Source organism: Pseudoalteromonas lipolytica, from assembly GCF_900116435.1.
Classification (GTDB): Bacteria; Pseudomonadota; Gammaproteobacteria; order Enterobacterales; family Alteromonadaceae; genus Pseudoalteromonas; species Pseudoalteromonas lipolytica.
Map to the genome: position 1 here is coordinate 158,419 of NZ_FPAZ01000001.1, position 15,722 is coordinate 174,140.

Below are 15,722 nucleotides of genomic sequence, written 5' to 3' on the forward strand. Positions count from 1 at the left end.
AAACAAAACGCCAATCTTATTCAAACCAGTAACTTTCCTGCTCACGGGCGAATTCTAAACGGTATGACTGCGGGTAAAATTTTATTCTTATGTGTCCATACTCAGCTGTGGTGTATTGTGGTATGTCACGGTCATTGTATCGCTTAACGACATCAGAATGAGGAAACGACCATTGCCCTTGGTAGGCAGATGAATGAAGTACAATCTCAGGATTTACAGCATCTATAAATAGGCCACTTGAAGATGTATTGCTACCATGATGGGGACTGATAAGAATAGTCGCATTTAAATCAACTTCCTGACTCACTAACTGCTGTTCAATGAATTTAGAAATATCGCCAGTCAATAACACGCTATGCTGGGGATTGCTTATTTTTAAAATACAGGAGCGGTCATTATTATTATCATGATTCGAGTCGGCTGTAAGCGAAGTGATATTGAGGTTTTCAAATTTAAAATGCTGAGACAAACATGGCAGTTTGATTCCACTGGGATGAAACTTTTCAAACGTAGCAGTGTAACCTGCTTGTTTCCAACTCGTCAGTCCTCCCGCGTGATCATTGTCTTGATGACTTATAATAGTCGCCACAACTTCTAAGTTTTGTTGTCGAATATTTGCAACGAGTACTGAATTTACATAATCATAACGCGCAAAGTATTGCGGACCTAAATCATACACAATGGCTTTGTTATTGGTGCTTATCATCGCCATTAGACCATGCCCTACGTCAAATAAATCTAATTGAAATAAAGGTTTTGGTGTCAACAACCAGTCTATAATAAAAATAAAGCTCGGGATTATACTAAAGCGTTTAAATGGGCTAAACAGCCCAATTAACAAGGTACAATACAAGTACAACAACGATTTAAAACCATTAATCCTCACATCAATCCAACGCCAATCATGAGGCGTTGAAATAATAAACTCAAAGGAGCTGTAAAATACAGCATCGAACAGCTTAAAAACGTAACTTGTATCAACAATCATAGACAACAGCGAATACATTACTAAGAGCGGCATAACCACTAAACTAATCAATGGCACAGCTATCAAATTAACTAAAAGGCCAATGACACTGACTCCGTCGAAAAAATATAACGACAAAGGTAAAAGCCCCACAAAAAGCGCTCCTTGGATCATAAACAGCTGAACACTGTGCTTTATTAAACCGTTTTTTATAGTTAGAGGCTGGTTAATCACTAAAAAAATAATGGCAACAGCAGTAAAACTAAAATAAAAACCAGGATTGAGTAGTGAAAATGGATTCATGACCAACACCACTGATAAAGCAAATAAGATACTTCGCCACTGCAGGGGATTTTTAGCTAAAAGGTAAATTATTAAGTAACAACCCAACATCACCAACGCTCGGGTTGCAGATACAACAAAATCGCTTAAGTAAACATACAAAAATGCACAACAGAACCCAAACACCACAAAAAGTTTACTAAGTTGCATGCTTTGTTTAATAGCAATCTGAGTACACATAAACACCCATTTGCAGGTATAAAAACCGAGCGTAAATATCAGGCCAATATGTAGTCCCGATATCGCAAGTAAATGACTGAGCCCCAGTTCGCGCAAATGAGTTTTATCGACTGACGAAATTTTACTTCTGTCCCCTGTTAATAAGGCATAGTACATCCATTGTAGTTTCGTACCCGCGGTAATATCACTGATATAAGATTGATAGTGTGACCTGATCGCAGCGCTACTTGTACTGCTTAAATGATGTGTTTTGCCAACTGTTCTGCCCTTATAAATAATTCGCTCTGTGAACGCAAAGCGCTCACGATTAAAGCTGTCAAAGTTTTTAACAGTTCGAAATGCTTTTAATTTAATTTGGCTTGTTAACAAGCTTCCCACATCTAGTTGCTTTTCAGTCGTAATACTTAGCATCGCTAAAGGAGCTATAAACCGAGGCAGCGAGCAGCCTTGAATATTAATCAAGCGTACTTTGGCATAATAAGGCGATGCAGCAGAGTGAATTGAAATAATCTGTAAATGAGCGTCAATGGGTTTGTCTATTTCTATTTGGCATAAACTGGCTGAGTAAAAAATAAGATAATGAAAGATTACGATAAAAATACCACAAATAAACCCTGACAATACCGACAAAAAAGGCTTAAAATAGAGACTCGCTAAAATGACAGCAAAACTCATTATATAGAACGCCGCAGTGTTCAGTGTGTAAACGGTTATAAAACACCCCAACACAAAGCCACTGCATAACCAAATAGATGTAAATGGTTGCTTTAGATGGCTAAAAAAACGATCCAACGGTTTTTACCCGATCATAACAAGGTAAGAGATCATAAATATTTAAGAATTTTTGGTCGTTTATTACATGACGCCAACTTATGGCACTTAAATAGACGCTCCGCTCGGGGTGCTTTTGCGGTAGGTTTGTTTTTTGCTTTCATCCCTGTTCCTTTTCAAATGGTTTTAGCTGCCGCCTTGGCAATTCCATTACGTGTTAACTTGCCTATTTCTGTTGCAACAGTGTGGATCACTAACCCGTTGACAATGCCTCCTATCTTTTATTGTTCATACATTGTTGGGACTATAGCCCTTGCTCAACCCACTCAACATTTCCACTTTGAGCCAAGTTGGCAATGGTTTATAGATAGCCTCACTACGATTGGACCCGCTTTTTTAGTCGGCTCATTAATTTGTGCTTCAGCGGCATCACTTGTAGGCTATTTTGCCATTGATATGCTTTGGAAGCGCTCAGTGCGAAAAGCGTGGCTACACCGTCATAAATAAAGCAACAACAAAATACTAAAAAACATACCTTTCAGTATAGACAAAAAACCCAGCTTAAAGCTGGGTTTTTTCTGTTAATTATCGCGTAGTTAATTATTTCTTACTGAACACGCGGCGCACTGCAGCAAATGGCAACAGTAAAAACGCAAACCACGGAAAGCTTGCAGATTGGCGTTCATATTGCTCAACTTCTTCCGCCGGGCATTCCTCTACACTGCCACTAATAGGTGTTAGTTTTACAGCTACCGTAACACTTTCGTGTTCAATGTTGCCATCAACATCACGCACTACATTACCAAACGAATCTGTTTTCTCAACCGTTTTAGTTGCAACACCGAAAATTTCGTTATTGTTGTTGATTGCTTTCGCTTCAGCTATTTTATAACCAAAACGTGTTTCACCATCCGCTTCATAGCACGGTAATAAGTCATTTAAGTTAACAATTTTATCTTCACCAATGGTGTACATAAAACCTTCACGGCGACGTGTAGACGAATTAAAAATATCGGTTTCACCTTCACCGACAATAATACCATTATCATTTACATCATTAGCAATTGAGTTTGAACTTGCAAAGTAGTCGCTTGGGAATACAACAGTGTCATTTTGCTTGTCATAATAATAAAACTTAGTTGTTGTTCTACCCTCAATACGCTTTGAAGCATAACCAACAATAATGTCATTGTCATTCATCGACAGCACTTGGCCTAATTGCCAATCATCGTCCTGATTGATAAATTCTTTGACTTCTCCGTTTTCGAATATAACCGGCATCGTGGTGCGTCGATCTGTGTCTTTGTATCGCACTTCAGACATACCCGCAATTAACCCATTTTTGTTAATCGCATAAGCGCCACTTTTAAAAGCGAACTTTTCATCGTCTTTGGGGGTTAAACCTATACCCAAAATTTCAGTATTCGTGATGTTGAAATTATTATCTAATGTCCATTTAACGGCACGTTTATTGTATATTCCATTATTGTTATTTCGTTCAATACTCTCAACACAATCTGAAACAGGCTCGTCTTCACCATCACACCTGTCGTCGATATTTTCTTGGCGATCTTCTGCAATGTCTGTCGACACGGTACCAACAACTTCGTAACCAAGCTCTGTTTTAACAATATCATAAGCAGCACTAAAACCGCCAAATTCATCAAACTCAGGCGTAAGAGGCACTTTTACACCATCAGCTGAAATCACCACTCCCCGTCTAATAAAATCACGTAAGAAATGTGTCTCCGCTTCGTCTTCATCAGCTTGTGTAAAAGATGTTTTCTCGTAAGGAGCACTGCCCCAACCCGCCATAACACCGTCTTCAGCAACCGCACTTAAGTAGTTAGATGTAGAGCGTGTTAAACCATCATAATCCAATGATTGTTCATCAAAAATAACTTGTTCAGTTGACCCCTCAGCGCTATAGACAGTGGCAATTGCACTCGCTAATTTCTGATACTCGGAATCCACAGAACGGCTATCACTCGCTAAAAAACGGATCATAAACGTATGCGCATCGGCATTGGTATTTACGGCATCGTTATTTTCAATGTCATCAAGTGTAAACGTAATTTCTTTATCAATTAGTTCAAATCTGTCTTTTTCGCTTTCGTAAGCAGACTTAATAGCATTGTCATCAAAATCAATATAAGAAATATCAATTGGTAATCTGTAAACACCATTACTTAAACCAATAACATGACCATTTTCGCTAACGTCTGTTACATAATTCAGTTTTGCGCCATCTAAGCCACCAAGCTCTGTTAGCTTATAGGTCGCGCTCATCGCTGAGGTACTTAAGGTGGCTAAAATACTGGCAGCGAGTAGTTTATATTTCATTTTAATCCTTACTACTGATTCTTTAAATCTTCGAGTTCTTCCCAGCGCTCAAATGCGGCTTCAAGCTCAGACTCTAACTGGGCTAAATGGTTCAATGCTTCTGTTGTAATTGCTGCATCTTGCTTAAAAAAGTCCGGATCACTAACCACAAGTTGCTGAGCATCGAGCGCTTTTTCAAGTTGTTCCACTTTACTGGGTAATTCTTCTAATTCAAGTTTTAATTTGTAAGAGAGTTTATTGCTCTTCTTTTGCGTTTTATCATTGCTCACACCAGCAGACTTTTCTGGTTTCACTTGTTGCTGCTGTTGTTTTTGCTGTTCGGCTAAATATGCGGTGTAGGCTTCATAATCGCTGTAACCACCCACAATATCACTTATTTTACCATCACCCTCGAAGGCCCACACAGAGTTACATGTATTATCAATGAACTCACGGTCGTGACTTACAATCAAAACCGTTCCTTGGTATTGGTTAATAATATCTTCCAATAGCTCAAGTGTTTCAATATCTAAATCATTGGTCGGTTCATCCAGAACCAAAATATTTGAAGGCTTTAAAAATAACTTCGCGAGTAATAAACGGTTTTTCTCACCACCTGACAGTGCTTTAACAGGCGTGCGTGCACGAGCTGGCGGAAATAAGAAATCTTGTAAATAACCCAACACATGACGTGAACGACCGCCCATCATCACTTCTTGTTTACCTTCTGCTACGTTATCTTGCACTGTGGCTTCTTCATCCAATTTCTCACGATATTGGTCAAAATAAGCAAATTCAAGGTTTACACCTTGCTTAACAGTACCTGCATCCGGTTGTAAATCACCAAAAAGAATTTTTAATAATGTTGTTTTACCGATACCGTTAGGACCGACAAGACCAATACGATCACCACGCATGACCAGTGTAGAGAAGTCTTTAGCAATCACTTTATCTTTAAAAGCGTGGGCAATATGCTTCGCTTCAAAGACTAACTTACCAGAGCGCTCTGACGTTTCTATATTGAAGTCTGTTTTACCCACTTGCTCAACACGTTGTTGACGTTCTTTACGAAGCGCTTTTAGCGCACGCACACGTCCTTCATTACGTGTTCTTCGGGCTTTGATCCCTTGACGGATCCAGGTTTCTTCTTCTGCTAAACGTTTATCAAAAAGGGCATTCTGTGCTTCTTCTACTTTTAAATCATGTGCTTTTTGCTCTAAGTAGGTGGCATAATCCCCAGGATAAGAGACAAGTTTACCGCGGTCTAAATCAAGAATCCGCGTTGCAACAGCACGTATAAAGGCACGGTCATGAGAAATGAAAACAATGCCACCTTTAAACTCTTTTAAAAATTGCTCAAGCCAAATAACACTGTTCATATCCAAGTGGTTGGTTGGCTCGTCAAGCAATAACAAATCGGGTTCGCTTACTAAGGCTCGTGCTAAGGCAACTTTACGAAGCCACCCGCCAGATAATGACTCTAATTTAGCTTCAGGTTCGAGCTCTAAACGTGACAAAACCAGTTGAATACGCGTATCAAACCGCCATCCATCCACTGTTTCAAGTTGATTTGATAAACGTTCAAGTTTATTCAGCAACTTGTCATTGCAGTCGGTTTGCATTTGATTACTGACCTGATGATAATCAATTAATAGCTGAGCTATATCTGGCATACCCTGGGCTACGTAGTCAAATACAGTACCTTGAGCACCTTTTGGTGGATCTTGCTCTAAACGAGAAATGCGGATACCACCTAACTGGTTTATCTCACCATCATCTAGGGTAACTTGCCCATCTAACACTTTTAATAACGTTGATTTACCGGCACCATTGCGCCCTACAATACACACTCGTTCACCTGACTCAATAACCGCATCAGCATCATCAAGTAAAGGATGTGTACCGTAAGCAAGCTGTGCTTTGGCAATTCTGATTAAATCCATTGTGACTACTACTCTTATTCTTAATTATCAGCAATAAATTTTGCTAACTGTAATTCATCAAATGGCCAATATAGTGTTTCACCATTTTCTTTTTTAACAACTGGAATACTCGTTTGATACGCACTGATTAACTGTTCATCGTCCATAATATCGTGCGCTACAAAATTTACCTTGGCAGCCACTAATAATTCATCGGCCAATTCACACAAATGACAACCATCTGTGTGATACAAAGTAAACTTAGCCATGAGTAATTAGCCAGCTATTATGAATTTGCTTATTACGCTTAAAGTCTGGAGATAAGGTATTCGCTGAAATATTTTCTGCTTTTAACCCTAAGCCCATCAGACCCACTTCATCAATTGTGAAACCGCGTTTGTTATTAGAGAAAATTAATGTGCCATTTGGACTTAGAATTTTCTTTACCCAAGTCAATAATTTAATATGGTCGCGTTGAACATCAAAAGCATCTTTCATGCGTTTTGAATTCGAAAACGTTGGCGGATCTAAAAAGATAAGATCATATTGGCCCTGCGCATACTCTAACCACTTTAAACAATCGGCTTGTTCAAAACGATAACGAGTATTACTAATACCATTCAGGTCAAAATTTTCTTGTGCCCATTTTAAATAGGTTTTCGACATATCAATCGTGGTAATCGCTTTTGCGCCACCCAATGCAGCATGAACAGATGCACTACCGGTATAAGCGAATAAATTTAAAAAGCGTTTATCTTTCGCATTTTGCTGAATGTAGCGACGAGCCAAGCGGTGGTCAAGGAATAAACCCGTATCTAAATAATCAAACAAATTCACTTTAAACTTAGCGCCAAATTCTTCAACCACTTGGGTGCGATTTTGTTTTGAAACTTTGGTGTATTGCTCTTCGCCTTTTTGTTTTTTGCGAACTTTTACTGCAATATTTTCAGCGGCTATATCTAATTGCTCAGCGGTTAAACTTATGACATCTTGCAAACGTTTTTGCGCTGTACTGTCATCAATTTCTTTCGGGGCGGCGTATTCGAAAATAACCGCGGCGTTATCATATACATCAACAGCGACGTTGTATTCAGGAATATCTGCATCGTAAACACGATAGCAACTTACTTCGTTTTGTTTTAGCCAATTTTTTAGGTTCTGCTTATTTTTCTTTAAACGATTAGCAAATGCTGTTGAGCCTTCATAGTTAAGTGCAGGTTTATCTTCTTTACTTAATTCAACTTGTTTATCGTCCAGTTGATAGAGATTAAGCACGACATCTAATGGGCCATTTTTAAACTTATAGCGTTTGAGTTTTACTAACTTCAATAATTTAAATAAGCTTTCATCTGTGCCTAATAAAGCTAACTTCCAATGATTAAAGTGCTTTTTAAAGCCCACACCTAAACTACGATGCAAGTTAACCAGCTCAGCCATTGAGCCGAGTCGCTCGCCATAAGGTAAGTTCGAAATCACAACACCGGGTAACTTAGCAACACTAGTCAATTTTGTAGCATCACTTTGCTTGAACTTAATCACGCTTGCAAGGTCTGCTCGCTCAGCATTTTCTTGTGCTTTTGCAATAACAGAGGCATCAATATCATGACCAATTAACCACAATTTAGGTTCTGTAATTTGTGCCATTAACTCTGCTTTTAATTCTTTATACTTTTGAATTCGAAAACTAGGTAAGCGCTCAAATGCAAAGCCTTCGCGGAATAAACCAGGTGCTTCGTTTCGTGCCATACTAGCCGCTTCAATCAAAATAGTACCAGAGCCACAACATGGATCGAATAATGGTTGTTGAACATTTTCAAGCCAGCCACTGCGTTTTACAAGTGCAGCTGCTAAGTGTTCTTTTATGGGGGCTTTGCCTTGATCTTGACGATATCCACGTTCAGACAAACGAGGACCAGAATAATCAATATACAACGCCACACCATGACGGTTTAATCGTGCAACAACACGCACATTAGCATTGTATTTATCAACATTTGGACGCTGTTCGAACAAGTCAGCAAAGTAATCAACAATTGCATCTTTTATTACTAAACCAGAAAACTGCGTGTTTTTTAAGCAATCATTCGTACCCGTAAAATCAACAGCGAATGTCTGTTTTGGCCCAAACCATTCTTGCCATGGCTGCAATCGTGCAAAATTATACAGGCTGTCTTTGTCTTTAACGCCTTCTTTCTCTTCTATCAACATTAGAATTCGCGTCGCAAACCGACTCGATAAACAAATTTTTTGTGCTAATAAGCTGTCAGCTTCAAAACGGACAGAACCAACAGTTTGCTTTGAGACTTCTGCGCCAAGTTCTGTTAACTCTTCAACAAGTAAATTTTCGATTCCGATAGAAGTAAGTGCGATAAATTGCAAAGTAAAAACCCTTAAATGCTAATTGCGCAGGATTATAGCATAGCTTAGCGAACAAAAACGCCATCATTTAAAGGGATATTAAGCAGATTTAAACTGTTTTTGTTGGATATAAACAGGAAAGATACGATTGTTTAGCACTTTGATAGCTTCAAATTGCTGCAACGATAGATTTTCATCTAACTGAAAGTGCTCACTTAAGTTAATACACACAGACGTATCGCTGCAATGATCAACAATTAAAAACTCACCTTCTTGGGCGTGTGAGCAAAGTTTAACAACCGCTTCAACACTTGGTTCACTGCCATGGTACTCATGAAAAAACCAACTTTTAGCAAGCACTGGTTTTAAATGGAATTTAACCGCAGTCGCGTTCAAAGCAATTTGGCAAAGCTGCGCAGGGCTCCAGAGCGAGAATGTCTCAAGATATTGATAGACTTGTTGGTAAAAATCAGCGTCTTCGAGGCTAAAATTTGGTTCACACAAGACAGCATCAGTGAGCTGACGAAGTTTGTAAGGCGTGCACAGCTGCATATTTTGGTCAAGGTCAACCAAAAGACGATTATTTTTAGAACAAGCAAGCCATTTCCATTGCTTTGATGCTTGTAACATGACTCCTCCCTCTACTAAAAATAAAAATTCCTGCATACTTAGCACATAAGTATAACTAAAGCAGACCATTAATAAAATGATTTTTTAGAACATTTTATTAATGATCAATTGCTTAGATAACCGATCCTTACAAGCCTTTTAGGATCGTTTTTACCAATTCTGGGCCTTTATAAATGAAACCCGTGTAAACTTGAACGAGGTCTGCACCGGCAGCAAACTTCTCTTTTGCTGATTCTGCATCATCAATTCCACCAACACCAATAATAGGTAACTTACCCTCAGTTAGACGCTTTATCTCACTAACGACGTGGGTTGAGCGAGCACGTACAGGTTGCCCCGATAAGCCCCCAGCTTCATCTGCATACTGTTGTCCTTGAACTGCTGCACGTTCAAGTGTGGTGTTTGTCGCAATAACACCATCGATCTTATTATTGATCAATGAGTCACTGACTTGTGAAATCTGTACTGCATCAAGATCAGGCGCTATTTTGACAAGCATTGGCACGTGCTTATTATGTTTTGCAGCCAAATCCAACTGTTCATTTTTCAGGCTTTGTAATAAATCATCTAGCGCTTCACCGTACTGTAAATCACGCAATCCTGGCGTATTTGGCGAAGAGATATTGACCGTAATATACGATGCATATTCGAATACTTTGCGCATACAGTGGATATAGTCGTCTTTACCCTGCTCGTTAGGTGTGTCTTTATTTTTGCCAATATTGATACCTAGAATGCCATCATACTTTGCAGCTTTAACATTATTAACAAGGTTATCGACTCCTTTATTATTAAAGCCCATACGATTAATGATCGCATTTGATTGAGGTAAGCGGAAAATACGTGGTTTGTCATTACCGGCTTGTGGACGAGGTGTCACTGTACCGACTTCAACAAAACCAAATCCCATTTGTGAAAAAGCATCAATACACTCGGCATTTTTATCTAGCCCAGCTGCAAGACCCACCGGATTTTTGAATTCTAAGCCAAGAAAATTAACAGGTTTATTAGGGACTGTTTGTGACCATGCTGCACTCAATGGAGTATGCGCAAATCGACGTAAATTATTAAGTGCAAATTCATGAGCCCACTCCGCATCACGGGTAAACATAAAACGGCGAGCTAGATCATAAAACATGGTTTGTTCCTTAGGTAAAATAAACAGTGTAGCTTTATTAAAACGCTACATTGCAAATTAAGGGCAAAAAAATACCCCAGCGAGCTGGGGTATGTATTTTAACGACTTTTCATTTATTTGGAAGTGTCACAGTTGTGGCTTAACAACATTAGTTCACGAAGTGCCACTGAGAACTTCGCAAAATCATGGCTTTGCGATGTCTTAAACTCAGATAACATCTGTTTCCAACGTTGTAATAACAACTCTTGATTATCCATCCACTCGTCAATTTGTGCGTCTACATCTTTGTTGTCACCAACAAAGCTATTTAACACAACCGCTGACAATGTGCGTTGTTGCCAGTCAAGCTCTTCTCGGTATGATGCACGAGCAAGTGCTTGCCAATGGTTTGCAACAGGTTGATTCGTAATTTGGTCTAAGAACCAATGTAATCCCATACGCGCACCCAGCTTGAAGTAAGTGTTAGACACCATGTCGATACTGCAATTTGAGTTATTAGCAATTTCAGCTAAGTCCATTACAGAGAATAAGCTTGAAAGTGAGACAATGCGCGTAGCCAGTGCTTTTGGCACATTGTTATCAATCAATTTATCTGCTGCTTTAACTAAGCGTTCGCTTTCTTTCTCAACCATGTAGCTGTTTAAGTTTTCGCTTAAATCGGCGAATGTGGGTGAGAAGAACTCAATTGCTTGTTCAATCGTTTGTGCTTTATTACGGTGACGTAAGAACCAACGTGTTGCACGACGTACAGTACGGCGTAATTGATACAGCATTTCTGTCTGAACTGCCGCTGGTATCTTATTATCAAGCGCCACAATTGATGACCACGTATCTGTCATCTGGAACACTTCTTTAGCGATTGAATAACACAGTGCTATTTCAGCTTCGTTTGCACCGGTTTCTTCATTCATACGAACCATGAAGTTAAGGCCCATATCGTTTACGATATTATTGGCAAGTTTAGTTGCAATAATCTCTTTACGAAGTGGGTGGTTATCCATTGCGTCGTTAAACTTCTCGCGAAGTGGCACTGGGAATGAATTAACTAACAACTGACGGTAATAAGGGTTTTCTGTGATCTCTTCAACAACAAGAGACTCTTTAAGAACCATTTTCGCGTATGAAACAAGCACAGACAGCTCAGGACGAGTTAAGTCTTTACCTGCGGCTGCGCGCTCAGCTAATTCTTCATCTGTTGGGATGAACTCAATCGCACGATTTAACTTGCCATCTTTTTCAAGTGCATGAATAAAGCGTACTTTTTCTTTAAGTGTTGACGTACCTTTAGACTGAGTAATAGACAGTGTATGCGTTTGACGGTAACAATCTTTAATGACTAGTTGTGACACTTCATCGGTCATTGAATACAGTAACTCATCACGTTGTTTACGTGTTAAGTCACCTTCAGCCACTAAACCATTTAATAAGATTTTGATGTTAACTTCGTTATCCGAACAGGCAACACCGCCCACGTTATCAATAAAGTCAGTATTTACACGACCACCTTTGGCAGCAAATTCGATACGACCCAGTTGCGTCGCACCTAAGTTACCACCCTCACCTAAGATTTTCGCACCAAGTTCAGCACCATTAATACGTAATGCATCATTCGCGCGGTCGCCCACATCTGCATCTGTTTCTTTAGAGTTCTTAATGTAAGTACCGATACCACCATTCCACAGTAAATCAAACTCCATCATTAAGGCTGCTTTGATTAACTCATTAGGTGTCATGCTCGCTTTCTTGGTGCCAAGCATTTTCTTCATTTCAGGGCTTAAGCTAATTGATTTAGCGGCACGAGAGAAAACGCCACCCCCTTGTGAAATAAGATCTTTATTGTAATCTTCCCACGAAGAACGTGGTAGATTGAATAAACGCTCACGTTCTGGATATGACGTCGCTGCATCAGGGTTAGGATCAACAAAGATGTGCATGTGGTTAAACGCCACTTGCAGTCGAATGTGCTTAGAAAGCAACATACCATTACCAAATACGTCACCCGCCATGTCACCTATGGCCACCACAGTGAAATCTGTTGTTTGACAGTCGATATCCATTTCGCGGAAATGACGTTTAACAGATTCCCACGCACCTTTTGCAGTGATACCCATTTTCTTATGGTCATAACCCACTGAACCACCTGATGCGAAAGCATCACCTAGCCAGAAGTTATACTCGTTAGCAATGCCATTTGCGATATCAGAGAATGTAGCAGTACCTTTATCGGCAGCAACAACAAGATATGGGTCGTCTTCATCATGACGGACAACATCAACAGGCGGAACAATCTCGCCACGCTCAATGTTATCTGTAATGTCTAATAAACCACGGATAAAGATTTTGTAGCACTCTTGGCCTTCTTTAAAGAATGCTTCACGGTCTGTTGGAAGTTGCTTACAAACGAAACCACCTTTCGAGCCTACTGGAACAATAACTGTATTCTTAACTTGTTGTGCTTTAACAAGACCCAATACTTCAGTACGGAAATCTTCACGACGGTCTGACCAACGCAGACCACCACGCGCAACTTTGCCACCGCGTAAATGCACACCTTCAACACGCGGCGAGTAAACGAAAATCTCGAACGCTGGAAGCGGTAGTGGCATTTCAGGGATCATAGAAGGCTGTACTTTGAACGATACATATGACTTAAATTGGCCATCAGCTTCTTTTTGGAAGAAGTTAGTTCTCAGTGTCGCGTTAATCATATCAACGTATAAACGAATGATACGGTCATCATCTAGGTTAGCAACGTTTTCAAGCTCAAGGTAAATTTGACTAATCAGTTTCTCAAGCGTCTTTTCGCTACCAGGGTTCTTCACAGAGAACTTCTTAGTAAATAAATTAACGATTTGCGATGCAATATGCGGGTAATTAGCAAAAGTACTTTCAATGTAAGTTTGCGAGAACGTTACACCAATTTGACGCATATATTTCGCGTAAGCACGTAAAATTGATGCTTCACGGCCTGTTAAGCCACCCATTAATACTAAACGGTTGAAGCCGTCGTTTTCTAAACGATTGTTCCAAACATTTGTTAATGCAGCACGGAATCGAGCTGACACTTTATCAAAGTCAGCGATACCCTTGTTGTCAATTAGCATGGTGAAGTCCATGATCCAATTAACGTTACCATCAGTTGTTTTTACTGAGTAAGGCGTTTCACCTACAACGCGAAGTCCAAAGTTTTCTAACATTGGCATGACGTCAGATAAATGAATAGGCTCATCCTTATGGAACAAGCTTAAGCGTACAACATTGGTATTCGCTTCTTCTTGCGGACGATAGAACAACATTTCTAATTTGTTTTCGTCGTTAAGAAGCTCAAGCTTTTCAATATCAACAACTGCAGCGCTTGGAAGAACTTGATCTTTATACGCACTTGCAAAAGCTTGCGCATATTTACGGTTTAATTCTTTACCGCGTGCTTCACCTGCACTTTCAAGTAATGCAGATTGTAATCTATCTTCCCAAGTACGGGCCGCTTCAATTAGGTTATTTTCGATGTCTTTCACGTTATATTCAATATTATTGTCAGTCACACGCACCGTGTAGTGTGTACGGGCTAATGTCGACTCAGAGAAGAAAGTAGTAAATTCGACTTTTTCGTCAGAATTAAATGCATTCGCTAAAATACTTTGTGTTTCACGGCGAAGTGCGGTGTTGTAACGCTCGCGTGGTACATAAACCATACACGAGAAGAAACGACCATATGCGTCTTTACGAACAAAAATGCGACACATATCACGCTCTTGTACTTGTAACACGCCCATTGCAACTTCTAGCAGCTCGGTTTCACGTGCTTGTACAAGCTCATCACGCGGGTACGTTTCTAAAATATTTAACACGGCTTTGTATGCATGCGTACCTTTTGCAAAATCACACATTTCCATAATGCGGTTGATTTTACTTTTTAGTACTGGCACATCAGCGGCGCTGTTGTTATAAAAACTTGATGAGAATAAACCGATGAAACGGTCTTCACCAACCACGTTACCTTTGTCATCGAAACGTTTAATGCCTACATAATCGATGTACGCAGGACGATGAACGCGAGACACTGAGTTCGTCTTTGTTAAGATGAGTAAGTTATTGCTACGCGCTTCTTGACGCGCCACTTCAGGTAACTCAGATAAAAGACGGCTGTGCTCTTCGTCTGAGTTTTTCATCAAACCTAAGCTAGTGCCTTTTTTACCTTTTAACTGATAGTCGCCTTGAACTGGCGAAAGCTCGTATTCACGGTATCCCATTAGAGTGAAATTATCTTTCGCTAACCAGTCTAAAAACTCAACCGTTTCAGAAACTTCACTTTCTTTATTATTATGGTGACGCTTCGGTAAGTCTTTCGTTACAGCAATTAGTTTTTCACGAATTGGCTGCCAATCTTCTACAGCAACAGAAACATCAACAAGCACAGATTCAAGCTCTTTCTTAAACGATTCAATCACTTTTGCGTCTGTTTGACGATCAATTTCGATAAAGAATACCGTTTTTGTAGACGTTGATTCTTGCTCTGCTTTTAAGCTAGAAATACCCGTGATTTTTGCGTTTTTATCACGTTGAATTTTAAGCGGAGAGTGAAGTAGCAAGTGAGAAGCGATGTTTTCGCGGGTCATGGCCATACGCACAGAATCAACTAAGAAAGGCATATCTTTAGCGATAATTTCTACAATTGTGTGCGATGACTGCCAGCCATCTTTTGCTACTTCAGGATTGAAGACACGGACAACCGCGTCATCAGAATTATTTTTTTCTAGCGAGTTCCATAGGCTTAGTGCAGCGCCATATAAGTCACTATCGTTGCGATGTGCCAAATCCTCTTTAGACATATTGCTGTACAAGGCTTTGGCGAATTTCTCAACGAGTAACACATTATCAGCGTGAACTTTTTTCTGGATCAGCTTACAGACATTATCTAAGATAACCGAGGCTTGCCCTTCATTTCGTGTCATTGTATGTTCCTTAATCTATACTACTTATTGATTAGTAGAATATTTGTACAGCCATTTATTAGCGTGGAGTCAGGTAAATTCTAACTCTTTTACAGCTAATAAACAGCCTTTTCGATGAAATCATTTTAAGCTTTTCAGCT

Annotated in this window: 9 protein-coding genes; 1 reads left to right on the forward strand and 8 read right to left on the reverse strand. The window is 39.7% G+C overall.

Translation table 11 applies throughout. From position 1 onward, the window contains the following. Window positions 1-16: 16 nt before the first annotated feature. Window positions 17-2,164, reverse strand: coding sequence for a DNA internalization-related competence protein ComEC/Rec2 (locus tag BM378_RS00705; RefSeq protein ID WP_143104551.1), 2,148 nt, complete (start codon window positions 2,162-2,164; stop codon window positions 17-19). Window positions 2,165-2,260: 96 nt separating this feature from the next. Here BM378_RS00705 and BM378_RS00710 point away from each other — a divergent pair, with 96 nt between their 5' ends. Continuing rightward, window positions 2,261-2,767: a DUF2062 domain-containing protein gene (locus BM378_RS00710; RefSeq protein WP_065979876.1), complete on the forward strand. Its 507-nt coding sequence runs from the start codon at window positions 2,261-2,263 to the stop codon at window positions 2,765-2,767. A 93-nt stretch (window positions 2,768-2,860) separates the two neighbouring features. Here the strand turns inward: BM378_RS00710 and BM378_RS00715 are convergent, their stop codons facing one another. From BM378_RS00715 to BM378_RS00745, 7 genes are all read right to left on the reverse strand, one after another. Continuing rightward, the gene (locus tag BM378_RS00715; RefSeq protein ID WP_074988259.1) at window positions 2,861-4,603 is read right to left on the reverse strand and encodes a DUF3466 family protein; all 1,743 of its coding nucleotides are present in this window, start codon (window positions 4,601-4,603) and stop codon (window positions 2,861-2,863) included. 11 nt (window positions 4,604-4,614) lie between these two features. Next, window positions 4,615-6,525, reverse strand: coding sequence for an ATP-binding cassette ATPase Uup (gene uup, locus BM378_RS00720; protein WP_065979874.1), 1,911 nt, complete (start codon window positions 6,523-6,525; stop codon window positions 4,615-4,617). A gap of 20 nt (window positions 6,526-6,545) precedes the next feature. Next, the gene (locus BM378_RS00725) at window positions 6,546-6,773 is read right to left on the reverse strand and encodes a glutaredoxin family protein (protein WP_036968675.1); all 228 of its coding nucleotides are present in this window, start codon (window positions 6,771-6,773) and stop codon (window positions 6,546-6,548) included. Further along, entirely contained in the window at window positions 6,766-8,883 is a 2,118-nt protein-coding gene (rlmKL, locus tag BM378_RS00730) for a bifunctional 23S rRNA (guanine(2069)-N(7))-methyltransferase RlmK/23S rRNA (guanine(2445)-N(2))-methyltransferase RlmL (RefSeq protein WP_074988260.1), read from the reverse strand. The genes BM378_RS00725 and rlmKL overlap by 8 nt, the downstream gene beginning before the upstream one ends. Before the next feature lie 78 nt (window positions 8,884-8,961). Next, window positions 8,962-9,492 carry a cell division protein ZapC domain-containing protein gene (locus BM378_RS00735; RefSeq protein WP_074988261.1) on the reverse strand — a complete coding sequence of 177 codons (531 nt, stop codon included), beginning with the start codon at window positions 9,490-9,492 and terminating at the stop codon, window positions 8,962-8,964. Window positions 9,493-9,619: 127 nt separating this feature from the next. Beyond that, entirely contained in the window at window positions 9,620-10,630 is a 1,011-nt protein-coding gene (gene pyrD, locus BM378_RS00740; RefSeq protein ID WP_065979872.1) for a quinone-dependent dihydroorotate dehydrogenase, read from the reverse strand. A 113-nt stretch (window positions 10,631-10,743) separates the two neighbouring features. After that, complete coding sequence (locus BM378_RS00745) at window positions 10,744-15,582, reverse strand: NAD-glutamate dehydrogenase (RefSeq protein ID WP_074988262.1); 4,839 nt, start codon at window positions 15,580-15,582, stop codon at window positions 10,744-10,746. Window positions 15,583-15,722: the final 140 nt, after the last annotated feature.

What these genes read in the sequence shown, in the direction of transcription:
- pyrD (WP_065979872.1), bottom strand. Translation starts at nt 10,630, where the DNA reads ATGTTTTATGATCTAGCTCGCCGTTTTATGTTTACCCGTGATGCGGAG.
- uup (WP_065979874.1), bottom strand. Translation starts at nt 6,525, where the DNA reads ATGGATTTAATCAGAATTGCCAAAGCACAGCTTGCTTACGGTACACAT.
- BM378_RS00705 (WP_143104551.1), bottom strand. Translation starts at nt 2,164, where the DNA reads ATGAGTTTTGCTGTCATTTTAGCGAGTCTCTATTTTAAGCCTTTTTTG.
- BM378_RS00725 (WP_036968675.1), bottom strand. Translation starts at nt 6,773, where the DNA reads ATGGCTAAGTTTACTTTGTATCACACAGATGGTTGTCATTTGTGTGAA.
- BM378_RS00710 (WP_065979876.1), top strand. Translation starts at nt 2,261, where the DNA reads ATGGCTAAAAAAACGATCCAACGGTTTTTACCCGATCATAACAAGGTA.
- BM378_RS00715 (WP_074988259.1), bottom strand. Translation starts at nt 4,603, where the DNA reads ATGAAATATAAACTACTCGCTGCCAGTATTTTAGCCACCTTAAGTACC.
- BM378_RS00735 (WP_074988261.1), bottom strand. Translation starts at nt 9,492, where the DNA reads ATGTTACAAGCATCAAAGCAATGGAAATGGCTTGCTTGTTCTAAAAAT.
- BM378_RS00745 (WP_074988262.1), bottom strand. Translation starts at nt 15,582, where the DNA reads ATGACACGAAATGAAGGGCAAGCCTCGGTTATCTTAGATAATGTCTGT.